Source organism: Paenibacillus urinalis, assembly GCF_028747985.1.
Taxonomy (GTDB): domain Bacteria; phylum Bacillota; class Bacilli; order Paenibacillales; family Paenibacillaceae; genus Paenibacillus; species Paenibacillus urinalis.
In genome coordinates this window covers 3,405,438-3,430,163 of the sequence record NZ_CP118108.1, presented here as the reverse complement: position 1 = coordinate 3,430,163, position 24,726 = coordinate 3,405,438, and the positions used below count along the sequence as shown (strand labels likewise).

Here is a 24,726-nt window from a genome sequence, read left to right as displayed (position 1 = left end):
AGTAAATACAGCGTAAATACATACCGTGTACATATCTTTTTTCATGCGGGAGAACGTTCTACTATTATATAAAATGTACTAGAAGGGGAGTCATACGGGTGAGAGGCAGAGGGAAAAACAATAAAAAATGGATTAGTGTACAGATTATAACCCTAATTATGGCCATTATTGTGGCTGGTTGCAGCGGAAATGGTGGAACTTCAGGAGGCAGTGAAGGAACAACGGATACTGCGGGAAGCAGTTCTGCTGGTGGAACCAAGGAACTGGGACTTATGTTTCATTTTAAGAGCGGCACTCTGGATCCTTCAAACGATCTGGTCGCAGTCAGAGCTGGTATTGCAGAGACGCTCGTACGACTGGATGAGAATCTGGAAGTGCAGCCTTGGCTCGCAACAGAATGGACGACAGATGACAATCAAAGCTGGGAGTTTACCATCCGTGACGGAGTAACCTTCCATGATGGCTCTGCTGTTGACGCAGCAGCTGTCAAATCATCATTAGAGAGAGCAGTCCGTGTTAACTCTTCACTTGGGACAGCGCTAAAGATCGATTCCATGACCGCCGAAGGGCAGAAGCTGATCATTAACACGACAGAAGCACATCCGGCCCTGGTATCGGAATTAATCAATCCTTATGCAGCCATTATTAGCACTGCCGCTGAAGAAGAGATGGGTACAGATGCATTTAACCTTGCGCCTGTAGGTACTGGGCCATTTAAGGTCGATTCTTTTACTCCCAACATTCAAATTGATATGATTCGTAATGATCATTACTGGGATGGAGCATCTCCTCTAGATAAAGTAGTCTTTAAGTTTAATGAAGACGGCAACGTTCGTTCTATGGCATTGCAGTCGGGTGAAGTCGATGTAGCCACACAATTACCTGCTGAAACGGTACAAACCATTGAGCAGGCCGAGAACCTTTCCGTCAAATCCATTGCTGGACTAAGAGTGCATTTCCTACTGTTTAATCAAGACAGAGAAGGTGTGAAGGATCTTAAGGTAAGACAAGCACTCGATTTATTGCTGGACCGTGAAAGTATCGCGAATAACATTATGATGGGTCATGCTGTGCCTGCAAATGGCCCGTTTAATACGAGATTGCCATTTGGCAGTCAAGATGAAATAAACGAGCTTCATGTGGAGAGAGCACAGCAGCTGCTAGAAGAAGCAGGATACACTTTACAGAATGGGCAGATGATGAAGGACGGCAAGCCACTGACTCTGAAAGTACTCACTTACAAAGGACGCCCAGAGCTGCCACTTATTGCCCAGCTGCTTCAATCTGAGGCTGCCAAGGCAGGCATCACGATCAATATTCAAACCGTAGAAAATGTAGATACGACAATCCGTGAAAATAAAGATTGGGACATTGTTACCTATAGTAATCTCTCAGCACCTCGTGGTGACGGAGGATACTTCTTGAATTCAGCGTTTATGCCGGATGGGGCGTTAAATGCTACCGATCTCAACATGAGCTCACTTACATCTGTGCTGGATCAATTGAATGAAACAAGTGACCCGAATGAAAGAATACAACTGACTCAAGAGGCAGTTGAAGTTATTAAAGAAGAGGTTCCGCATGCTTACGCTGTATACCCTAACATTATTGTAGGTATGAATGATCGGGTGACAAATTGGGAGCCGGGAGCAGAGGAATATTATATCATTACCAATAAAATGGATGTGAAATAGTTGCTTAAATTAATTAGAGCCCGTCTGATTCAGCTCATCGTCGTTTTGTTTGTCTTATCGATCGTTATATTTGTGCTGATGAAGCTCGCTCCGGGAGATCCCGTCGCATCTCTTCTTAGAATCGATGAGATGGGAGCTACCCAAGCCCAGGAAGAGGCTCTAAGAGAAGAGCTTGGTCTAAACGATCCTGTATATGTGCAGTATTTGGATTGGCTGTCCAATGTGATACAGCTCGATTTTGGGAATTCTTTGCTCAAAAACAAACCGGTTCTGGAGGAGATTATGGACAGGCTTCCAGCCACATTGGAACTAGCGATTGGGGGAATGATCGTCATGATACTGATCGCTGTGCCTGTTGGATTTATTTCAGCTCGTTACCCTAATCGGCTTCCTGACCATCTCGGCAGATTCTTCTCCTTGATCGGGGCGTCTATACCTGTATTTTGGATCGGTCTGCTGCTCATCTATTTTATCGCATTCAAGCTGAACTTGGTTCCTACGATGGGAAGAGGAGAACTGAAGAACTTGCTGCTTCCTTCAATTACTCTTGGGTTGTCTCTTGCTGCCATTCATGCCCGTCTGCTTCGCTCTGGAATGCTGGAGAGCCTTTCTTCAGAATATATTCGAGCTGCCAGGGCAAGAGGATTGTCAGAGCGTAGAATCTACACACGTTACGCATTCAGAGCAGCATTAATTCCGGTGCTCACCGTGTTCGGGATGTCTTTTGGCAGCCTGATCGCCGGGTCTGTGGTGGTGGAGACGCTGTTCTCTTGGCCAGGGCTTGGCAGTATGGCCGTAGAAGCGATCTTCCAGCGTGATTATCCGCTCGTTCAGGGCTACTTGCTGCTGATGGGTGCATGTATTATTATCGTGAATCTTGTAGTAGATCTCGTATATGGACTCATTGATCCACGGATTCGATATGGGAAAGGAGAGACGGGTTAATGCTGTCTGCAAATCGTAAATTAAATGCCGGTAGATACCGAGTATCGATCTTTCAAAAAGTATTTGCTGATCCTATGATACTGATCGGAGCAGGTATTCTTCTATTTATGATCTTGCTTGTGATATTTGGCCCTGTTCTCGTCCCGAATGATCCACTGACGGTAAATATGGCTGAACGTCTTGCACCGCCAAGTGCTCAGTATCCGTTAGGCACAGACCATATGGGGAGATGTTTATTCTCACGCCTTGTAGCTGGTGCGGAAACAACACTCGGAATTGCCGGAATGGTTATTATTATTGTTATGCTTATTGGTATTCCGCTTGGCGTGCTGTCAGGATATGCTGGAGGACGTACGGATCAGTTCATCATGCGTACGGTGGATGGGCTGAGCATATTGCCGGATTTCATGCTGGTCATTGCCATTTCCGGTTTTCTTGGACCGAGCCTCAGCAATATGATTATTGCCATCGTACTAATCAACTGGACAGGATATGCAAGAATAGTGAGGGGTATTGTTCTGTCTGAAAAAGAAAAGGATTATATCGCAGCTGCTCGTGTAGCGGGAAGTGGACCGTTCATCATTATGTTCCGGCACCTGCTTCCATCTGTTATGCCTCAAGTGCTCATCTATGCTGCGCTTGATATTGGTAAAACAATTCTTGTAATTTCTTCACTGTCTTACCTTGGTCTTGGCGCACAGCCGCCTTCTCCAGAGTGGGGTGCCATGCTTAATGATGGCAGATCCTATTTTCAATCTGTTCCAGAGCTCATGATTTATCCTGGAGTTGCAATTATGCTTGTTGTAGTTGCATTTAATTTGATCGGTGAAGGCTTGGGAGATATTCTGAATCCTCGGAGTATGCAGCATAAACCTAACAGAAGGGGGATATTCCGTCGTGTCATTACCAGAAGCCGTAGTTAATATACGCAACCTTCATATTGTATCATCAAGGCAGCCTGAACGGCCGATTATTGAAGATGTGTCCTTGTCCATTCATCCCGGTGAAATGCTGGCTGTCGTCGGGGAGAGCGGAAGCGGTAAGAGTATGACGGCAAGTGCCATCATTGGATTGATGCCTGACTTGTGCTCTGTCACGAGTGGGAGCATTGAGTTCCAGGGTGATAATATTGTGCCATGGACAACCAAGAAGAGAAGAACATTATGCGGCAGCCGTATAGGATATGTTTTTCAAGATTACAAAGGAAGCTTTTCTCCTTTTGTGAAAATTGGGAAGCAGCTTGTAGAGACACTGCGTGCTCATCATTCATACACGAAGCATCAAGCGAAGGAAATGGTACTCGCTGCGCTGGAAGAATGCCGACTTCCCGCAGAACGTGTGTTTAACAGCTATTCCTTTCAACTAAGCGGAGGTCAGCTGCAGCGTGCCGCATTATCTGCTGTTCTGATTCTGAGGCCAGATCTCTTGATTGCTGACGAGCCGACCACAGCGCTGGATGTAATCAATGGAGAGCTTGTGCTGGATCTTATTAAAAAGGTTCAGGATGAAACAGGGTGTGCTGTGATGCTCATCTCTCATGACCTGCGTCTTGTTCTCAGCCGGGCAGATCAGGTTGCCGTTATGAAAGACGGCAAAGTTATCGAGTGTCAGCCTGCACATCTTATCACAGCTCACGCGGAGCATGAATATACGAGAGAATTATTGTCTTCCTGCCCAACGCTTGATGAGCATGATCATCACAGTCATCATGCGGAGCACAATAGTAAAGACAATGATGCTGTACTGCTTGGCCTGCTGTAATTTGATTTAGCTTATCGAAATCGTCATATAGGAGGTATGGTGTTATCGTGGAACCGATGCTTGATGTTAAACACCTCTATAAATGGTACAACGAAGGTTCCAGGAAAATGGCAGCCGTGAATGATGTATCTTTTCAGCTGTTTGAGGGAGAAAGTCTAGGAGTTGTAGGAGAGAGTGGGAGCGGCAAGAGTACGATAGCCCGATTGCTGCTGGGACTTACGAATCTGGATCAAGGTGAAATTCTGTGGAGAGGTGAGCCGATCCACATATTGAAGGGCAAGAAGCTTCGGGAATTTCGCAAGCATATTCAAGTTGTCTTTCAGGATCCTACATCGGCGCTGAGTCCAAGGCTGCCGGTTTATCGCTCCGTAATGGAGCCGCTGGGCAATTTTTCGGCGGTCATTCCTTCATTTCTAGAAGATGTCAGAGGCGACATGCGGAAGACTGCTGTGAAGCTGCTGCAAATGGTAGGGTTGTCTGAGGAGCATATGGATCGTTATCCTCATGAGCTGAGCGGTGGCCAGCGGCAGAGAGTTGCCATTGCACGGGGAATCAGCTTGGGACCTGATTTGCTCATCTGCGATGAACCTACCTCTAGTCTGGATGTAACGGTACAAGCCCAAATACTAAAAATGCTGAAGGAGCTTCAGCATAAGATCGGTATGTCGACTTTGTTTATATCCCATGATATTGCTTCTGTAGCCAACATGACAGATCGTATTCTCGTTATGAAGAATGGTGAAGTTGTAGATTTATTTCGGCGTGAAGAGATTTACGAAGAGAATCGGCATGCTTATACGAAGCTACTGGTTTCCAAAGTTCATTAAGAAGTTCATATGAGGCCGCTGTGATCGCAGGCCTTTTATATATAAAGGAGGAAGACCGGCATTGAGTCAGCTTAAGCCTCTTTCTATATCATTTATTCGCTTATATCTGTTAGCACTACTGTTTTTCGCCGCGAACTCCTTATTGACGATTATATTGCCGCTGCAAAGTGAAGCCGAAGGCATCGGACAAGCGGAAATCGGTCTTATGATGGGGGCATATATGCTGACATGTATGTTTCTGCGTCCCTATGCTGGACAGCTGATGGGAAAATATGGACCTCTGACCGTGATGAGAGGCTTACTGCTTGTTCACGTTCTATGTCTCATTTTATATACCCTCAGCGGAGTGGAGGGTTATATTTGGCTGCGTGCGCTGCAAGGAGCAGGAACGGCGTTCTTTTCCATGACAATGCAGACCGGAATTGTTGAAAGATTGGCAGATAAGGACCGCGCTCAGGGCATGTCCATGTACACGCTCTTCACGATGGTTCCCTCTCTATTTGTACCTATCGTGGCAATGGAGGTATGGGAGAGCGGTATGGGCTGGGTCTATACGCTGGTTGTGATCTCGATTGGAGCGCTCACCCTCTTGGTAGGCTTCAACGTACCACTTCCACAGGAGACAGAGCACAAGAAATCATATACCTTAACGGAAATGTTCAAATCGTTTGCAATGATTGGTAAGAGCAGGCCGCTTCTGATCAGCTCGATCGTTATGCTTCTAGGCTCTTGTATTTTTGGAGCGACGGCCACTTTTCTTCCGCTGTACATGGTGTCAAGTGGATCAGGAAGTGCTGGTCTGTATTTAATGATTCAAGGGATTGTCGTGGTTGGCTGCAGATTTGTGCTGCGCAAAAAAATTCCGTCCGATGGAAGCTGGAACACTTTACTGATCTCATCCATGCTTCTATGTGCCGCAGCAGGATCCTTCCTGCTCGTATTGATGGATTCGATCGGAGGCTTTGTGTACATCTCTGCGGTATTTAACGGTATTGCCGTTGCACTGCTCTATCCAACCCTGACAACGTATCTGTCCTTTGTGCTGCCTGCCGAATCAAGATACGTATTGATGGGATTGTTTATGTCCTCCTATGATCTCGGATATTCTTTGGGCGGACTACTCATGGGGATCGTTATACAGGTCATGTCATATCAAGCGATGTTTGTGGTTTGCACCATACTCGCACTTGCTGCAGTCCTTGCAGTATGGGGGAGCAAGAAGCAAATGGAGAATACTCCGAAGCACTCATCCCTAAGCGTTTAGAGAAAGAAGCTCGATATATAGGATTCAAAAAACACGGATAACGGTATCCTAGAGACGATACGGTTATCCGTGTTTTTTTTATTTTTGAGGACATATGTCCTTTTCTAATGCTTCATCGTGTTATTTAATAATAACAGTCTGATTCAACGAAGTAAGCGACGTAACGCAGAAAGGGGAACACCGCAAGTGAAAGGTATTTTATATGCAGCATTGGGAGGAGCCTGTATTACACTGCAAGGAATCGCCAATGCAAAGATCAGCTCAGATGTAGGGACCTGGCAGGCTGCGACCATAACACAGCTGACCGGATTTATTTTAGCATTGTTTATTCTCATGCTTGTTCGCGATCGAAGCTGGAAAGAGCTGAAGAATGTGAAGCCGCTCTATATAACGGGTGGAGCAATGGGAGCCATTATCATTTTTAGTGAAGTTTCGGCCATTCAGCAGGTGGGAGTAACATTAACCATATCCGCACTGCTGATTGCACAGCTTAGCCTGACTTATCTTATTGATACCAACGGGTGGTTTGGTGTCATGAAACGGAAGATCACCCTTCCCGGCTTAATTGGCATCGCAATGATGATATCGGGTGTCATTATATTAAAACTGTAGAGCAGAAAGGAATATATTATTATGGCACTTGGGATTATATTGGCGCTGGTTGCTGGAGCATTCGTAAGTCTGCAGGTCATCTTCAATAGCAAAATGAACGAGCATACCGGCTCTTGGCTGACCACAACCATTGTATTGGGACTCGGAGCAGTAGCTGCCTTGACAGCCAGCCTCCTCTTCGAGGGAGCAGATACGTTCCAGCTGCAGCATATGAAGCTGTGGTATTGGTTCAGCGGTATGATTGGAGTAGCGGTTGTGTATAGCCTCATGCAGGGCATTAAGCTGCTCGGTCCGACCTTCTCAACCTCGATTACACTCACTGCTCAGCTAGGCTTTGCCGTGCTGTTTGATTCCTTGGGACTGTTTGGACTGGAAAAGATCGATTTATCAGTAAATAAATTGGTCGGTGTTCTTGTCATTGTTGGCGGGATCCTGGTATTTAAATACGGTGAGCGTCTGGGTGACAAGAAGAGGGGCAGAACAGCAGAATAACAGTTCTGTAATCATTGACAACAAAATAAATATAGAACAGGAACGACTCTAGATGTGGATGAGGGTCGTTCTTTTTTATTGAAGAAAAATATTTTTTGTTGTATATTCCCAAATTGCATTTTGATGTTATAATAGTTAACAATACTTGGTTTAACATTACATAAGATGTTAGATATGAAAGAGGTGTGTTCCAATGCAGTTAACGGTAAAAGAAGCCTTATCCATATATCCGCTTTCGGAAGCAAAGCTTGTTGCGGGTGCTGAAGGGACCATGCGTACACTGAAGTCAGTGAATGTCATGGATGCACCTGATATTGCAGATTGGATCAAATCTGGCGAGATGTTGTTTACTACCGCTTTTGTCATGAAGGATAGCGAAGATGATGCGGTTAAACTGCTGCGCCGCTTGAATGAACGAGGCTGCGCTGGACTCGGTGTGAAGCTGGGAAGATTCTGGCAGAACATCCCTGCACAGATCATTGAGGAAGCGGATGCGCTTCAGCTGCCGCTGCTTGAACTGCCTTTTCAATTTACATTTTCAGATCAGATGAACGCCTTGTTTAAGGCTGAATATGAACGGAATACACGAACACTGGAGACGGTTGTAAACAAACAAAAGCGGCTCATGCAGTTTGCGCTTGAGCAGGATCAGAAGAACGATGTTTTCTCAAAATTGGCTGCCGTTCTGAACTACCCTATTGCGGTGATCGGTTCCCGGGGGCATATGCTGTATGTTAGCGAGGAAATGAGGGACACGAATATTCAGCAGGGCTGGCCCTTCAAAAATGTCATGCATCGTGTCAAATGGGATCACGGAAGCTGTTATCGAGTGCCTGTGATGCAAAAGGATGAGGATTACGGATTCTTGTTAATTTATACAGATGGTGCGTACGGACTTAAGGCTGAGGAGGAGTTGTTTCAGCAGGCGTCGGAGGTGCTCGCATTTTATATGGATATGACTTATCGGGAGCACATTAACCCGACGGTTCAAGATGAAATTAGAGTGATTGTGAAGCAGTATCTGGATCGTAAGCTGGGCTGTGAGGAGCTCATACGCAGGTCGGAGGGGCTGGGAGTTCAATTGTTTCAGGATTCCGGGACATACCAATGTGTGCTGACGACAATCGAGTCGGAGGGTTACACAGAAGGGAAGCTGATCAAGCAGGTGCATCGGGAGCTTCAGTATAATCCGATGATGCAGCTGACTGCATCGCATCATATTCAGATGGATGAAGGAATTCTGTCCATCTACGCATGTCCGGCTGACAAAGATTACGGTGAAGAGCTCTCGCGATTCTTGACTTCGCGATTTGAGGATTTGATCGGAGGAAGGAAGACAGGGGGCGTTGGGCCAAGGTTCTGGATAAGCAAGATGAAGCATGAACCCAAATCACTGCGTGAAGCATTCCAGGAGTGCCTGGATACACGGGCCATCGCTAGCCGGTTCGGAATGAAGGATACAGCGCTGCAATTTGAGATGCTGGAATTCGCCTATGTGTTTCAGCACGTTCCTGAATCCATCATGGAAACATATTGTAACAAAGTACTTGAGCCTCTATTAGTGAAGGATGGAGATCCGACACAGGTGCTAATGAACACGCTTGAAGCCTTTATTGAAAATGACGGACTGATCAATGAGGCTGCGAAGCAGCTCTTTGTGCACCGCAACACCGTGACTTATCGAATGGATAAAATAAGCAGTCTGCTGCAAATGGATTTCAAAAAATCGAATGATCTGCTTAAGCTTAAGCTTGTTTTTACCTTCCGCAAATTTCTTCAGGATCAGGGAGTGCATAAGTAATTGTTGTGTAAATGTAACAATCCATACGTGCACGAGACACAAAGGAAATGGCTTGCGTTATTTTATATAACAAATCGGCGTGATTTATATTGTCATATATTCTCTCCCCACACTACAATGCTCTTATACATTCGATCCGGAGGTGATTCTTTCTGAAATTATCAATTGATGATGTTAACTCTTATTCCAAGGAACAATTCACAGAAGCCTTCGGCACGTTATTCGAACATTCGTCTTGGGTTGCAGAAGAGGCGTACAGTAAGAAGCCATTCACATCTATGGCTCAGCTGCACGAACAAATGAAAAGTGTCGTCGAATCAGCAGATACGGAACGGAAACTGATCCTTCTGCGAGAACATCCGGATTTGGGAGCCAGAATCGCGATGAGCAGTCATTCTGTCCAAGAACAAGCCGGCGCCGGGCTCCAAGCCTTATCAGAGGTACAACATAGTGTACTGTCTGAATTGAACCGGAAGTATACGCAGACCTTCAAGTTCCCATTCATTATCGCGGTGAAGGGGAAATCCTCTGACGAGATTATCGCAGCGATTAAGGAGCGAGTCCATCACAGCTATGAGACGGAGTTTGAGACAGCCCTCCGTGAAGTATATCGTATCAGCTGGTATCGGCTTGAAGCATGGATGTTAGAACATATGGAAGAGGAGAGGTAATCAATATGACAAGAGACCAGCTGGATTCCAGAACAATGTATTACGGCAAGGGAGATGTGTGGGTGTTCCGTTCTTATGCTAAACCACTCACAGGGATAACGGTCATTCCGGAATCTCCTTTTCGCGGCAGAGAGAATGTGCTGTTCGGTATGAATATTAAAGTCGCGGTGAAAGGGGAGGATTTTCTAACCTCCTTTACAGAGGGCGACAATTCCCTTGTTGTTGCAACGGATTCGATGAAAAATTTCATATTAAGACATGCAGCTCACTATACCGGAGCAACGGTAGAAGGATTTTTGGAGTATGCAAGCCGCCGTTTTATTGAAACCTACCCGCAGATGACCGGAGTACGCATGAACGCTACACAAGTGCCATTCGAAAATATCCAGGTTGGCTCTCCTGATGGCAATATCCCGAGCAATCTTGTCTTCAAGTACTCCCACAACGAAAGTGCAGGAGCGATTGTAGAAGTAGAGCGATGCGGCGAGAATATCGAATTATCCTATGCCCAGAGCAGTGTCAAGAATCTGCGCCTGATTAAAGTGAAAGGCAGCGGATTCGCAGGTTTTGTCCGCGATGAATATACAACTTTACCTGAAACCTCTGACAGACCGCTGTTTATCTTCCTCGATATCCATTGGAAATACAAGAATCCGGCAGACGGACTTGATGATACCCGTGACAGCTACGTTGATGCAGAACAGATCCGCGATATTGCAGCAACCGTGTTTCATGAGAATAACTCTCCATCCATTCAATATCTAATATATCTGATCGGCCTTCGTATTCTGAAAAACTTCAGTCAGCTGGAGGAAGTATCGTTTGAGTCCAGCAACCGTACGTGGGAAACGATCGTAGAAACTGTAGATGAAGGTCCGGGCTCCGTATTTACTGAACCGCGTCCACCTTATGGCTTCCAAGGCTTCTCGATGACGCAGGAGGACCTTGCTGCTTATGAGAACAAGCCTCAAGAAGCAGGAAGTATATAATGGCGGGTAAACTGACGACCCATGTGTTGGACACAAGCAGAGGTATACCGGGAAGAAGTATGAAGGTTGAGCTGTATTTCATTGAGAGTACAGGTGAGGCGAAGTATTTAGCATCCGCTCAAACGAATGACGACGGAAGACTCGATGCTCCCTTTCTCGAGGGAGAGCTGACAACCGGAACTTATGAGCTGCGGTTTCATGCAGGGGAGTATTTTGAATCGTTTTTGAATGAAACGGGAATCCGCTCAATCTGGGATGTGATCCCGCTGCGATTCGACGTCGCAAACGATGAGGAGCATTATCATGTTCCACTGCTGGTTGCACCTGGAGGCTACAGCACTTATAGAGGGAGTTAGTATAAGAACGCAGATGCCTCAGCTATAGATAAGCTATGCGTCTACAAGGGAGGGCTTCTGATGAAATCAAATTATGAGGTCATTATCCAAGGCGGTCATATCGTCTTGCCGCATGGAGTAGAGAAAATGGATATCGGCATTAATGAAGGTGTCATTGTTGCGATTGAGCCACAACTGATTCCAGATGGGGATACGACGATATATGACGCAACGGACCTTGTCGTTATGCCGGGAGCTATTGATGCGCATGTCCATTTTAATGAACCGGGACTGGATTCATGGGAAGGATTCGAGACAGGCTCTGCATCCCTGGCTGTGGGGGGGATTACAACCTATATTGATATGCCGCTCAATGGTGTGCCTCCGACGACAACGATGCGCGGCTGGGAGATGAAGGGGGCGCGGGCGAAGGGTCACAGCTATGTGGATTATGCATTTTGGGGAGGGCTGGTTCAAGATAATCTCGAAGAGCTGGCACCTCTTGCGGACGCGGGTGCAGCCGGCTTCAAGGCTTTTATGTCTGAGCCAGGTGGAGAAGGAGAAGAAATCTTTACACGAGCGAATGATCAGACGCTGATTAAGGGGATGGAACGCATTGCCGAGATCGGAGGAGTGCTGGCACTTCATGCAGAGAGTGATGAGATGACGAGCGCATTATCTTATGCCAAGCAATCGCGGGGGCATGTCAGTGCTAGGGATTACTTGGACTCGCGTCCACCAGAAGCGGAGATCGAAGCTGTTCAAAGAGCTCTTGTGTATGCCAAAGAGACCGGATGTCCACTTCACTTTGTACATATCAGCACCCGGCGAGCCGTTGAGCTAATACAGACGGCCAAGATAGACGGGCTGGATGTCACGGTAGAGACATGTCCCCATTACCTGGTATTAACCGAGGAGGACGTGCTTGAGCTTGGAGCCATTGCGAAGTGCGCACCACCGCTGCGAAACTTAATCGAGCAGGAACAGCTGTGGGAAGCGATAGAAGATGAACAGATTGATCTCATTGCCTCGGATCATTCACCGTGCCTGCCATCTATGAAAGAAACCGATAACTTCTTTGAGATATGGGGAGGTATTGCTGGTGCCCAGAGCACGTTACTACTAATGCTCGATGAAGGGTACGTGAAGAGAGGTATTCCGCTGACGACGATGGCAAGATTGCTCTCAGCAAATCCGGCAAAAAGGTTCGGACTCGCTGGAACCAAGGGTGAAATACAGATCGGCAAGGATGCAGACTTCGCGATCATTGATTTTAATCAAGGTTATGTCCTTACCGAACAGGATATTCGGTACAGGCATCCGCAGTCGCCCTATATGAACAGAAGCTTCTCATGTAGAATTAAAGGTACATTCAGCCGCGGCATTCTCGTCTACAATGATGTTACAGGATTAATAGAGCAGAAGCCGGGAAGATTCATTGCGGCTGGAGTAAGGACGACATTAGCAAGCAAAGGGGGAGATAGGTATGCCTGATTCCGCTGATATTACATCAATGCCGCTGCTTCAAGACGAAGCGTTCGAGGCATATTCAACTCTTCTACATAAACTGCTGGATGATCTCGAAGAAATGTCCGCCAGTGAGGCGGGGGGGTGCACCAGACTGCTGTACTCTCCCGCCTGGCTGAGAGCCCAGCATCATTTGGCGGCATTCATGCAGGAACGAGGGCTGGGCGTTTCATTTGATGAAGCGGGCAATCTATATGGATGCCTTCAGGGAACAGGGAATGATGCTCCGCTGTATACAGGCTCTCATATTGATACGGTTCAATCTGGCGGCAAGTTTGATGGTGCGCTGGGTGTCGCAGCAGGTATAGCTGCATTATTGTATTTGAAAGAAACCTACGGAGAACCAAGTCGTTCGCTGGTTGCCTTATCACTCAGTGAAGAAGAGGGCAGCCGATTTCCTTTTGCTTTTTGGGGATCAAGGAGCGTCACAGGGCTTAGCAGCTGGGCTGCAGCCGGAGGGCTTAAAGATGCAGAAGGAATCACATTGCAGCAGGCTGCTGAAGCGGCGGGATTTGGTCCTGATTCAGGTCATACTTCTGAAATTCAGGCACCTGCCGGTTATGTGGAGCTTCACATCGAACAGGGTTCAGTACTGGAGCGAACGAATACATCCATTGGCGTCGTAACTGGAATTGTTGGGCAGAAACGAATTGATATCACGGTTCAAGGTGAGGCCAATCATGCAGGCACGACACCGATGTCCTATCGGAAGGATGCTCTGGCTGGTGCAGCCGAGATGATCAGCGAAATAAGGAAGCTGGCGATTACTTATGGGGATCCGCTGGTAGCAACCGTAGGCAATGTAGAAGTATTTCCTGGAGCTGTAAATGTGGTGCCGGGAACGGTGGAGTTTACATTGGATATCCGACATACGGATCAAGTTATCCTTAACGAATTTACAGAGCTCATCCTACAACGAATTCACACGATTGCAGATTCTTATGAGCTAATTGCCAGTTCAGAGGAGCATCTGTCTGTTGAACCGACGCCAATGAATCCGGCATGGGTAGAGAACACCGTAGAAATATGTGAGCGATTAGGGCTCAGTTATCGGAAAATGCCAAGTGGAGCCGGACATGATGCTCAAATCTTTGCGAGCATATGCGATGTTGCCATGATCTTTGTGCCAAGCAAGGACGGCATCAGTCATAATCCACTGGAGTATACGTCACGCGAACAGATTGACCAAGGATTTAAAGTGCTCATTGAGCTGCTGCATCAATATGGCTACAGGGGGAAGACAGATGAAGAAATATAAGGAGCTAAACCCTTCACTTCGAACAATTATGACGCCAGGGCCCGTGGAAGTAGATCCGCGTGTGCTCCGAGCCATGTCATTTCCTATATTGGGTCAATTTGATCCCGAATTTACGTCCTTAATGAATGAAACAATGGAGCTCGTCAGGGATGTATTTCAAACGAATAACCAGTGGAGCTATCCGGTAGACGGTACATCCAGATCCGGACTCGAAGCTGTACTTGTAAGCATTATACAGCCTGGAGATAAAGTGCTGGTACCGATCTATGGCCGATTCGGGCACCTGCTGGTTGAAATTGCGGAGCGCTGCGGGGCAGACGTCGTTCACATCGAGACAGAGTGGGGCGGTGTGTTTGATCCAGAGACGGTGATTGAGGCCATTCATGAGCATAAGCCCGGTATCGTAGCGATGGTGCATGGAGAGACCTCGACAGGGCAGATGCAGCCGCTTGCCGAGATAGGTCGAACGTGCAGGGAGCTGGATATTCTCCTAGTTGTTGATGCGGTCGCTACCATTGGCGGAGTACCGGTCGAGACCGATAACTGGATGCTCGATGCGGTTATGGGAGGTACACAGAAGTGTATCTCTGTTCCTTCCGGTATGGCTCCGATTACTTATAATGACCGAATTGAGCGTAAGCTCCTGTCCCGTAAAAGGGTTGAGCGTGGACTCAGAGACCCGGCTAATGTTGAACTTGCGAATGATGGACAGATGATTCGAAGCAACTATTTTGATCTGAGCCAGATTCAGGATTACTGGAGTGCTGCAAGGCTGAATCATCATACAGAAGCGACATCCATGCTATATGCTCTTCATGAAGGACTCCGAATCCTGCTCGAAGAAGGTCTGGAAGCCAGATTCTTGAGACATGAGCTAAATGCTAGAGCGCTCGTGCAGGGCGTTAAAGGAATGGGACTCACCTTGTTCGGTAATGAAGAGAGCAAGCTTACTTGCGTAACTTGTATTAATATCCCAGAGGGTATTGATGGAGAAGCGGTTCGCAGCAGATTGCTGCATGACTTCGGAATCGAGATCGCAAGTTCGTTCGGCCCGTTGAAGGGGAAAATATGGAGAATCGGAACGATGGGCTTCAGCTGTAATCAGAAAAATGTGCTCCACACCTTAGGCGCACTGGAGGCTGTCCTGATCCGTGAAGGATATCGCTTGCCGGCTGGTGAAGCGGTGCAGGCCGCACTGGATGTCTACTCTGTGGTCAATAAGGAGGGAATTTCATGCTGAATCAAATGCCTGTAGGTATGGAAGTCATGGTTACCTCACCACATTATCTAGCCAGCAGTGCGGGCGCAAGAATGCTCGCTGATGGCGGTAATGCTTATGATGCGGCGATTGCAGTAAGTGCTGCGCTGGCTGTCGTTTATCCCCATATGACCGGTCTGGGCGGCGATTCTTTTTTTCTAACTTACAACGCAGCATCAGGAGAGCTGTCCGGATACAACGGTTCAGGCCGCTCACCAGCCATGCTGACCAGAGAAATGTTTGAACAGATGCAGCTTCGATCCATTCCACAGCGCGGTGTGCTGAGTGCGTTAACTGTACCGGGGATGGTGGATGCATGGTGGGAAGTATCCCAGAAGTTCGGGAAGCTGTCCTGGTCCGACCTGCTCGCTCCTGCCGTCTTCTATGCGGAGCACGGCTGTCCGGTATCTCGCAACTTAAGAGAATGGCTCATCAAGGATGAGCAGTTTATTCGAGCGGATCAAGGACTAGCGTCCGTCTTTTTGAAGGATGGAGAACTGCTCAAGGAAGGCGACATTCTTATTCAGCAAGAGCTGGCCGCATCGCTTAAATTGCTGCAAAGCGGGGGGAAGGACGTCTTCTATAAAGGGGGGCTTGCAGAACAGATTACGAATGCGGTGAAGAAGGATGGCGGTTTTTTGCAAAAAGAAGATTTCGAGAATCATACCGGGGAATGGGTAACTCCTGTATCTACGGGTTATCGAGGTTACGAAGTCTATCAAATGCCTCCGAATTCACAAGGCTTCTCCGTATTGATGATGCTGAACATGCTTGAGCATACAGAAGTATCCTCAGTTGAGCGCATTTCCAGCACTTATTACCATCTCATGACTGAAGTGACGAAGAAGGCATTCCGTGATCGTGATCGATATCTAACAGACCCGGATTTCAGAGAGATTCCTCTTGAGGAATTATTGTCTAAGCCATATGCCGATAAGCTATGGCAGGAGATTGAACAGCATCCGAATAGGGCGGAGCCGACACTGTCCAAAGCCATGGGGCAGGATACAGCCTATGCAGCGGTAGTGGATCACGAAGGGAACGCGGTATCCTTCATTCAAAGTCTCTATTTCGATTTTGGCTCAGCATATATGGCAGAAGGAACCGGTATCGTTTTGCAGAACAGAGGCTCCTTCTTCTCTCTGGATCCAAGTGAAGCGAATGTACTGGAACCAGCCAAGCGCTCCTTCCACACCTTGATGCCTGGAATGGTATTCAAAGACGGGAAACCGTACTTGCTGTTAGGGACTCAAGGCGGTGAAGGTCAGCCGCAAACCCAGCTGTCACTCCTTACGGCTGTGCTGGATTACAACTTGTCTGTTCAAGAGGCGATCAGCCTGCCTCGCTGGGTGTATGGGCGCACTTGGGGAGAAGAGGGGGATGAGCTGAAGCTGGAGCAGCGGTTTGATGATGTAATATTGAATGAACTCGAAGAGATGGGACATAAAGTACGGCCTCTTGGTCCATGGGACGATCTGATGGGGCAGGCCCAGGGAATTTTAATTCAAGAGAACGGATTGCGCAGCGGGGCTGCTGATCCGCGCGGCGACGGAGCTGCCATCGGCTGGTAGGAGAACACATGTAATCGTGAAGAGCACCTGTACACATTTGAATCTTGATCAAGGGAGGTCGTCATATGGGAACGATCCTCATTAAAGGGGCTCAAATCGTCACCATGAATCCGAATGAAGAAGTGCTGATAGGTGATTTATTAATAGAAGATAACCGGATCAAAGAAATTGCTTCCAGCATTGATGTTACCGCGGACCGCATCATTGAAGCGGGCGGCAGAGCACTTCTGCCCGGATTTATACAAACTCATATCCACTTATGCCAGACGTTGTTCCGCGGAAGGGCAGACGATCTGGAGCTCATGGATTGGCTTCGCAAGCGGATCTGGCCGCTGGAAGCAGCACACGATGAGGAGTCGGTCTATTACTCTGCTCTGCTCGGGCTGGGCGAACTCATAGCGAGCGGCACAACCACCATTCTGGATATGGAGACGGTTCATCATACGGAATCGGCCTTTCAAGCCATTGCACAGAGTGGAATCAGGGCCCTCTCCGGAAAGGTCATGATGGATCATGGTGATGAAGTGCCGCTGCCACTGCAAGAGACAACTGCGGATTCCTTGCAGCAGAGCGTTGCTTTGCTTGAGAAATGGAACGGCTTTGGTGGAGGAAGAATTCAATATGCCTTTTGCCCGAGATTTGTTGTCTCTTGTACAGAGGAGCTTCTAACCGAGGTTCGTGATCTGTCGGCACAATATAATGTGAAGGTGCACACCCATGCCTCCGAGAATCGGGGCGAGATTGAGCTTGTCGAGAATGAACGGGGCATGCGCAACGTCGTATATCTAGATCATATTGGGCTCGCGAATCAACGGCTCATTCTTGCACATTGTGTGTGGCTAAGTGAGGAAGAGAAGGAGATTATACGCAAGCGTGATGTCAAGGTAACGCATTGTCCTGGCTCAAATATGAAGCTGTCCTCCGGCATCGCTGACATACCCGATCTGCTGAACCGGCAGGTTCATGTGGGCATCGGAGCGGACGGTGCTCCATGCAATAACAATCTGGATATGTTCCAGGAGATGCGATATACAGCTCTTATTCATAAAGTAGAGCATGGACCGACGGTCATGGACGCAAGGACAGTGCTTCGTATGGCTACGATGGGCGGTGCTGAAGTGCTTGGTCTGGCCAAAGAGATCGGCAGCCTTGAGGTTGGGAAGAAGGCAGACCTGGTTCTGCTCGATTTAAATGATTTTCATACGTTTCCATCCCATGAGGTTGATATCTATTCCCGTGTCGTATATTCAGCCACACGAAGCAATGTAGATACCGTCATTATTGATGGCCAGATTGTTCTTGAGAACCGTATGGTCAAGACCATTGACAGGGGCATTGTGCTGAGAGAAGCAGATCTGAGTATAGCCCGGTTAATGAAGAGAAATAAACATATATCTTAACATGGATTGTCCCGGATACGGGCGGCAGCTGCCGCTCGTATTTATGCATTCTGAAGCCATGTCAGCTTTATGAAGCCGCCAATATCATTTAGGAGGGGATCGGTATGGAAATGCATGATATCTGCAAGCTGGTTCAAACCACGGAAACAAAGTTTGTGCTTGCTACCGCTGTATATGTAGAAGGTCATGCCTACCGCAAACAAGGCGTATCTATGCTGTTCTCAGAACAGGGGCTCATGTATGGAAGCATTAGTCCTGGATGTATAGAGACCGATCTCTCCTTGCATGCAGAGTATGTAATGTCTACTGGATGCCCTCAAAAAATCGTCTATGATATGCGCCCGGACGATGACCTCTCTTGGGGCGAGAACATCGGCTGCGGCGGTTTGCTCCACATTCTGCTGGAGCCTGTCGATGAGGCGTTGAAGCAGATCCTGCTGGAAATGGGCGGGCTGCTAGATCGCGGAATTCAAGTTGATCTGCGTAGAAATTGCTCTGCGGACGAGGGAGCTATTCGAGATTATTCCGTTCAATGCATTCCCCATAAGGATAGCGAACCCTTCAAATCACATGCCAAAATAACCCACCATCCAAGTTACGCAGCTCAAAAGTGGAACAGTGGGGCATGGCTTTACTCTAATACCTACACACCGAAGCCGAGGCTTATTGTAATCGGTGCGGGCAATGACACAATTCCTGTCGTTCGCATGGCACTGGCTTCCGGGTTTCGAGTAGTGGTAGCTGACTGGCGTGAAGCGCTTGTCAGTGCAGACCGATTCCCGGGTGCAGAGCTCTTGGTTGGTTTTCCAGCTGAAATCTATCCTCGCCTCCAAATAACAAGTCAAGATTATATTTTGCTGCTAAGTCACCATTATCCACATGAACGAGGCTTCCTCGAATTGTTGTCAGCTGCAGATACAAATGTAAATTCAGCTTCAATTGCAGATATACCATACACCTATTTAGGTATTCTGGGTTCCCGGACGAGAACTTCCAGATTGATAGACGGCCTGCCTTCATTGCCTCGTTTACACGCACCGGTGGGCTTAACGATTGGATCAGAAGGACCAGAGGAGATAGCGATTGCTATCGTTGCAGAGCTGATCTCCGTTAAAAGAGGTCAGCCCTGGGGTGCCGGTAAGGAGGAGAAGCTAAATGCGGAAGGCAGGAATTATTCTAGCTGCAGGAAACAGTCAGCGAATGGGTGAACCCAAGGTGAATCTTCCTCTGGTTGATGAGATGACGATGGGAGCTGTAGTACTTCAACAGGTGGTTGCTTCTGAGCTGGACTTCATCGTCGTGGTCGTTAGACCGGATGATCCGCTGACATGGGTCAGTACAGCTGAAGAGCAGAAGGTATATATATCCGTGTGCCATGAAGCACGGGATGGAATGGCATATTCTCTGCGGCAAGGAATCAGAACAGTGAAGGAAAAAGGAGCCGATTGTGCCATGATACTGCTTGCAGACCAGCCCCTCATTCAACAGGCTCACATCAATCAACTGATTGCACGTTTAAAGTCTTCTCCTGATCTTGATTATGTAGCAGCCAAAGATCATGACGAGCTTAAGCCGCCCATTTTGTTTAGCCGTACCATGTTCAACTCTTTAATGCAGCTCAAAGGGGATGAAGGCGCACGCAAACTGCTGCGAAGCAGCACTATTCAAGGAATCGGTATTCCTTTTAATAAAGATCAGTTTCTGGACGCAGATACAAAGGAAGAGCTTGCTGTAATCAAACAAAAACTGTCGAAGGAAAGGCAGCTTGTACATTTGCATTCAGATGATCTCTATGAAGATACATAGGAAGCTGAAGGAGGTACTTCAATGTCATTGAATGAGCATAAGCCAATCACTTATCCCACGGTATGGCAGCCTGGAGATATATATGAAGCAAGGAATATAGCAGAAAAATTGAATGCAGGCTTTGTCTGGGCTTCAGGTACAACGCTTCTTCGAACACAGTGGGAGATGGGTACGGCGCTGATGCCCGAGCATCTAATCAGCCTGAATCGAATCCCGGAGATTCGGAACATATCAGAAGATCCAGAGAAGCTGAATATTGGAGCCATGTGCAGGCTCCGGACATGTACCGAGGATATTCGATTTCGGGACAGCTTCCGACTCATTCATGATGCAGCTGAAGTCATCGCGGCTCCTTCTATTCGGAATCTAGCCACCATCGGGGGCAATGTTGCTTCAGGTGTGGGCGATATCATTCCAGCCCTACTCGTCTATGATGCTTCATTGCTATGGCTTACCGAGAAGGGGCTTGAAGAAAAGAGCCTGCTGTCCTGGCTTGAGGAGTGGAAAACAGGACAGCGTAATGCTTCTGATCTGCTGCTGAACATCTATATTCCAGTAGAAACGAGGATCCATACGCATGGTCAGAAATACCGACCTGTATCCTTCTTTCACAAAATCGGCAGAAGAGAAGCTTTTACCCCTTCATTAGTGACCGTTGCAGTTCATGGTTCCATAAATGAGGCAGGCACATGGGATTCCATAGCGATTGCAGCAGGTGGAGGCTCCGGTCACGCGATGAGGCTTAGAGAAAGTGAAGCCTTGCTGCGCGAACATAAGATGAGCGAAGCCTCTCTAACCAAGCTGGCAGAAACGATTGAAGCAGAGTTCGTAACCTATTCAGATCTGTATGCCTCAGATTCTTATCGTAAGCTATCGGCTTCTAATCTGATTGTATCGAGCTTATGGAAGTCCTTGAACTAGGTAGTCATGGGAGAAGGAGTGTGAAGCTTCATGCGGCTAAACAAGGAAAACAGCGGAAAGAGATGGTATACCCGTCCAGACGGCAAAGAAAAAGTAACCGGAACACTTCAATATTTAACCGATAAATCACTTCCCGGCATGTTATATGGAAGGGTACTTCGAAGCATCCATCCCTATGCGAGGATCATTAGTGTAGATACAGCGGCTGCTGAAGGTCTTCCTGGTGTGCAAGCCGTGCTTACCCATAAGGATGTTCCAGGGATGAATGCCTTCGGCATCGCTACCCCTGATCAGCCTGTCTTCTGTGATGAATTTGTTCGCTACACAGGAGACGCAGTCGCAGCAGTAGCTGCAGACACGCTGGAAATAGCGGAAGCTGCCCTTAAGCTGATCAAGGTCGAATATGAGGTGCTGTCACCACTCAGCTCCCCAGAAGCAGCGCTTGCTCCAGATGCGCCTAAGCTCCACCCGCATGGCAATATTTTGCATCGTACAGAAGTGAAGAGAGGGAATGCAGAAGCTGCATGGATAGAAACAGAGCATATCATCAGAGAGACATACTATACGCCTCGTCAAATGCACACTTATATGGAAACAGAAGGAGGACTGTTCGTTCCGGAAGAGAACGGCAGACTCAGTGTGTACGCACCGACCCAGCATGGATACAAGGACAGAATGCAGCTATCCCGTATTTTAAACATGGAAGAGGAAATGATTCGGGTTGTCTCGAGCCCTATAGGCGGATCGTTTGGAGGAAAGGATGAGCTGAATGTTCAGCCCTACGGTGCGCTGCTCGCCCTGAGAACTAAACGTCCAGTCAAAATTCATAATTCTCGCAAAGAGTCTGTACGTGCCGGGTTGAAACGGCATCCGATGAAGATTGAGATGGAGACCGGTTTTACGAAAGAAGGGATGATAACCGCTCATCGTGTAAGGATTACCGCCGATACAGGAGCTTATGCCACGCTTGGCGCGCCTGTATTGAACTTTGCGACAGAGCATTCCATGGGTCCTTATTCCATTCCACATGTAGATGTGGAAGGGCTATCGGTCTATACCAATAATGGAGTTTCTGGCGAGTTCAGAGGGTTTGGCGGAAATCAGGCAATCTTTGCTATGGAAGGGCAGATGGATCGGGCTGCTGCACAGCTAGGAATAGATCCTTGGGAGCTAAGAAGACGGAACCTCAGAAGTAACGGTGATCCGGGACCACTTGGTCAGCAAATTTTGGTTACAAACGGGCTGCAGGAAGTATGGGAAGCCGTTCATCATTCAGATCTATGGATACAAGAGGAGCGTACCGAGCTTCCACCTTGGATTCGTAAAGGGAAGGGTGCTGCGATAGCAATGCACGGTGCGGGTCTTGGTTATGGCATACCTGATCCTGCCGGCGGCAGATTGCGGCTGAATGAGGAGGGGAAGATTGAGGCGGCCTTCAGCTACGAGGAATTTGGGCAGGGACTCGTATCGACCCTCGAAATTATGCTGTGTGAGCTGTTTAACTGTGTCCGGGAGGATCTTGAGATCGTAATAGGGGATACGGATCGTGTACCGCACAGCGGTTCCAGTACAGCTTCCCGGTCAACCACAATGGCTTGGATGGCATTGCAGCGGTTAAAGACACCATTCCGAGACAAGATAACTCTTCTCGCCAGCCAGGCGACCGGGATTCCTGCACACGAGCTTGTCACCGGACCAGGGGGAATTTGGCGCAGGAGCCAGGAGAGTAGAGAGGATCAATACAGGGTTCTGTCATTTCAAGCAATTACACAGCTAGCGTCAGCTGAAGAGCTTACCTTTGATACCAAATTTGATTACCCCACAACCCCCGATGAAGTCGTTGGTGGACATTATTTATATACCTATGCCGCGGTAATGGCAGAGGTTGAGGTGAATACCTTGTCAGGTCAAGTGAAGGTTGATGACATCAGACATGTCGTAGCAGCGGGACCAGTGATGAACCCCATGGGATATGTCGGCCAGATTGAAGGGGGCAGCGGAATGGCCCTCGGGTTTACGCTGATGGAAGATTCCCTCATGGAGAATAGTGAATACATGACAACAAATCTGGACACGTATCTTATTCCAACTATTCAAGATATGCAAAAAAGACTGGATGTAGAGGCGATTGAACATTTGCCGGAGAATGATCCATTCGGACCCAGGGGCATAGGAGAGATCGGATCCGTTGCTCTGGCTCCTGCTATTGTCAGTGCGATATACCAGGCAACCGGAGTCTGGCTTAATAAGCTGCCTGTTCAGAGAGAGCAGCTGATCAAGCCCGTTTTCAGTGACAAGAAGGAAGGGGTGCAGCCATCATGATGGGAAATGAAATGATCGAATGGAGCTGTACGATAAATGGTAGTAATGTTCAGCTGACGGTTCCGGCTACCGAGAGACTGGTGACGATCCTTCGGGATCGTCTTCAGCTGACAGGTACGAAAATAGCCTGTGAGATTGGCCGCTGTGGAGCCTGCATGGTGCTAATGAATGATGAGCCGGTAAACTCCTGTCTGCTTATGGCTTATCAATGTGATCATCAGCAGATCGTTACGATTGAAGGTCTCGCACCTTCTAATGATGATGAGCTTCATCCCATACAGCAGGCTTTTATTGATGAAGGCGGATTCCAGTGCGGATATTGCACACCAGGCATGATATTGACGACCAAAACATTGCTGGATGCTCATCCTGAACCGAGCCTGGAGCAGATTGAGAAGGCACTTTGCGGTAACTTATGCCGCTGTACTGGATACGGGGGAATTGTTCGCGCTGTACAGCAAGCAGCCTGTACGAGTGCGGTGAAGCCTGTGCAGGAATAATAGAGTAGGATTGGAATGACTCATATCGATAAGATATGGGTTGTTTTTTTGCAGGTTGTGCGAGCCGTGGAATAGATAGAGAGTTATACTCTGTATAATCTTAGTCAAACGTTATTGAGAATAACTGGCTTGATGCATTGTCTGATCAAGGGATTTGCACTATGATACATAGCAGAGAAGGCTATCGAGAAACAACGTATTATCCAAATCATTCATGCATATAGGAGAGTTTACATCATGTTATTAAGAGAGATCGAAGAAAGAGATAATAAGCCAGTTGAAGATTTAATCAGAACCTGTCTAATTGAATTTGGAGCGAATAAGCCGGGAACGGCATGGACAGATCCGAATTTGGGAGATTTCTATCATCTATACAACAAAGAAGGCTCTAAATATTGGGTTGTCGAGAAGGATTCCAAGATCATAGCGGGCTGTGGTATCGGACCCATCAGTGGATTCCCACATATATGCGAGCTGCAGAAAATGTATGCCTTCAAAGAAGCACGCGGTACGGGAGCAGCAAGACAGCTGCTGGAGGTCGCTTTGGATTATGCCCGATTGCACTACAGTGAATGTTACCTCGAAACGTTTAACAGCATGTCTGCGGCTAATCGATTCTACCAGAAGAATGGATTTGTGGCTTTAACGAAGCCTCTGATGGATACGGAGCATTTCGCATGCGATGCATGGTATATCAGATCACTGTAACTGGGTTCGATAAAGGTCGATAAAGGGATTCTATTCCTATCAGTTGAATAATAGGAGTGATATT

General features: G+C 47.6%; 23 protein-coding genes. All 23 read left to right on the top strand.

The window, feature by feature from the left end; genetic code table 11:
* The first annotated feature begins 98 nt into the window (after positions 1–98).
* The 23 genes from nikA to PUW25_RS15655 all read left to right on the top strand — a co-directional run bounded on the left by nikA (position 99) and on the right by PUW25_RS15655 (position 24,662).
* Positions 99–1,694: a nickel ABC transporter substrate-binding protein gene (nikA, locus tag PUW25_RS15765; RefSeq protein WP_238546299.1), complete on the top strand. Its 1,596-nt coding sequence runs from the start codon at positions 99–101 to the stop codon at positions 1,692–1,694.
* The gene (nikB, locus tag PUW25_RS15760) at positions 1,695–2,639 is read left to right on the top strand and encodes a nickel ABC transporter permease (protein WP_047910560.1); all 945 of its coding nucleotides are present in this window, start codon (positions 1,695–1,697) and stop codon (positions 2,637–2,639) included.
* Entirely contained in the window at positions 2,639–3,562 is a 924-nt protein-coding gene (gene nikC / locus PUW25_RS15755; RefSeq protein ID WP_274337287.1) for a nickel transporter permease, read from the top strand. Before nikB ends, nikC begins: the two co-directional genes overlap by 1 nt.
* Entirely contained in the window at positions 3,537–4,400 is an 864-nt protein-coding gene (locus PUW25_RS15750; RefSeq protein WP_052511762.1) for an ABC transporter ATP-binding protein, read from the top strand. Before nikC ends, PUW25_RS15750 begins: the two co-directional genes overlap by 26 nt.
* 47 nt (positions 4,401–4,447) lie before the next feature.
* Positions 4,448–5,227 carry an ABC transporter ATP-binding protein gene (locus PUW25_RS15745; protein WP_370510316.1) on the top strand — a complete coding sequence of 260 codons (780 nt, stop codon included), beginning with the start codon at positions 4,448–4,450 and terminating at the stop codon, positions 5,225–5,227.
* Positions 5,228–5,288: 61 nt separating this feature from the next.
* On the top strand, positions 5,289–6,491 hold the full coding sequence (gene cntE, locus PUW25_RS15740; RefSeq protein WP_047910558.1) for a staphylopine family metallophore export MFS transporter CntE: 1,203 nt from the start codon (positions 5,289–5,291) through the stop codon (positions 6,489–6,491).
* A 186-nt stretch (positions 6,492–6,677) separates the two neighbouring features.
* Positions 6,678–7,103, top strand: coding sequence for a DMT family transporter (locus tag PUW25_RS15735; protein WP_047910557.1), 426 nt, complete (start codon positions 6,678–6,680; stop codon positions 7,101–7,103).
* A gap of 21 nt (positions 7,104–7,124) precedes the next feature.
* Positions 7,125–7,595: a DMT family transporter gene (locus PUW25_RS15730; RefSeq protein WP_047910556.1), complete on the top strand. Its 471-nt coding sequence runs from the start codon at positions 7,125–7,127 to the stop codon at positions 7,593–7,595.
* Between the two features lie 193 nt (positions 7,596–7,788).
* The gene (locus PUW25_RS15725; RefSeq protein ID WP_047910555.1) at positions 7,789–9,396 is read left to right on the top strand and encodes a PucR family transcriptional regulator; all 1,608 of its coding nucleotides are present in this window, start codon (positions 7,789–7,791) and stop codon (positions 9,394–9,396) included.
* Between the two features lie 152 nt (positions 9,397–9,548).
* Complete coding sequence (uraD, locus tag PUW25_RS15720; protein ID WP_047910554.1) at positions 9,549–10,067, top strand: 2-oxo-4-hydroxy-4-carboxy-5-ureidoimidazoline decarboxylase; 519 nt, start codon at positions 9,549–9,551, stop codon at positions 10,065–10,067.
* Positions 10,068–10,072: 5 nt separating this feature from the next.
* On the top strand, positions 10,073–11,056 hold the full coding sequence (gene pucL / locus PUW25_RS15715) for a factor-independent urate hydroxylase (protein WP_274338419.1): 984 nt from the start codon (positions 10,073–10,075) through the stop codon (positions 11,054–11,056).
* On the top strand, positions 11,056–11,412 hold the full coding sequence (gene uraH / locus PUW25_RS15710; protein WP_047910552.1) for a hydroxyisourate hydrolase: 357 nt from the start codon (positions 11,056–11,058) through the stop codon (positions 11,410–11,412). The genes pucL and uraH overlap by 1 nt, the downstream gene beginning before the upstream one ends.
* A 60-nt stretch (positions 11,413–11,472) precedes the next feature.
* Positions 11,473–12,885 carry an allantoinase AllB gene (gene allB, locus PUW25_RS15705; protein WP_047910551.1) on the top strand — a complete coding sequence of 471 codons (1,413 nt, stop codon included), beginning with the start codon at positions 11,473–11,475 and terminating at the stop codon, positions 12,883–12,885.
* Positions 12,878–14,176 carry a M20 family metallo-hydrolase gene (locus PUW25_RS15700; protein WP_238546298.1) on the top strand — a complete coding sequence of 433 codons (1,299 nt, stop codon included), beginning with the start codon at positions 12,878–12,880 and terminating at the stop codon, positions 14,174–14,176. The genes allB and PUW25_RS15700 overlap by 8 nt, the downstream gene beginning before the upstream one ends.
* Positions 14,163–15,416: a pyridoxal-phosphate-dependent aminotransferase family protein gene (locus PUW25_RS15695; protein WP_047910550.1), complete on the top strand. Its 1,254-nt coding sequence runs from the start codon at positions 14,163–14,165 to the stop codon at positions 15,414–15,416. The genes PUW25_RS15700 and PUW25_RS15695 overlap by 14 nt, the downstream gene beginning before the upstream one ends.
* Positions 15,410–17,005, top strand: coding sequence for a gamma-glutamyltransferase (gene ggt / locus PUW25_RS15690; RefSeq protein WP_047910549.1), 1,596 nt, complete (start codon positions 15,410–15,412; stop codon positions 17,003–17,005). The genes PUW25_RS15695 and ggt overlap by 7 nt, the downstream gene beginning before the upstream one ends.
* Positions 17,006–17,070: 65 nt before the next feature.
* Positions 17,071–18,405, top strand: a complete 1,335-nt coding sequence (locus tag PUW25_RS15685) for a 5'-deoxyadenosine deaminase (RefSeq protein ID WP_047910548.1) — start codon at positions 17,071–17,073, stop codon at positions 18,403–18,405.
* 104 nt (positions 18,406–18,509) lie between these two features.
* Positions 18,510–19,613: an XdhC family protein gene (locus PUW25_RS15680; RefSeq protein WP_052511760.1), complete on the top strand. Its 1,104-nt coding sequence runs from the start codon at positions 18,510–18,512 to the stop codon at positions 19,611–19,613.
* Positions 19,561–20,211 carry a nucleotidyltransferase family protein gene (locus PUW25_RS15675; RefSeq protein ID WP_047910547.1) on the top strand — a complete coding sequence of 217 codons (651 nt, stop codon included), beginning with the start codon at positions 19,561–19,563 and terminating at the stop codon, positions 20,209–20,211. The genes PUW25_RS15680 and PUW25_RS15675 overlap by 53 nt, the downstream gene beginning before the upstream one ends.
* 21 nt (positions 20,212–20,232) lie before the next feature.
* Entirely contained in the window at positions 20,233–21,132 is a 900-nt protein-coding gene (locus PUW25_RS15670; RefSeq protein WP_052511757.1) for an FAD binding domain-containing protein, read from the top strand.
* A gap of 30 nt (positions 21,133–21,162) precedes the next feature.
* Positions 21,163–23,454 (top strand): xanthine dehydrogenase subunit D, encoded by a 2,292-nt coding sequence (pucD, locus tag PUW25_RS15665; protein ID WP_047910546.1) that lies wholly within the window; start codon positions 21,163–21,165, stop codon positions 23,452–23,454.
* The gene (locus PUW25_RS15660; RefSeq protein WP_238546297.1) at positions 23,451–23,954 is read left to right on the top strand and encodes a (2Fe-2S)-binding protein; all 504 of its coding nucleotides are present in this window, start codon (positions 23,451–23,453) and stop codon (positions 23,952–23,954) included. Before pucD ends, PUW25_RS15660 begins: the two co-directional genes overlap by 4 nt.
* Before the next feature lie 237 nt (positions 23,955–24,191).
* A complete protein-coding gene (locus PUW25_RS15655) occupies positions 24,192–24,662 on the top strand; it encodes a GNAT family N-acetyltransferase (RefSeq protein ID WP_047910545.1) in 471 nt (156 codons plus the stop codon).
* Positions 24,663–24,726: the final 64 nt, after the last annotated feature.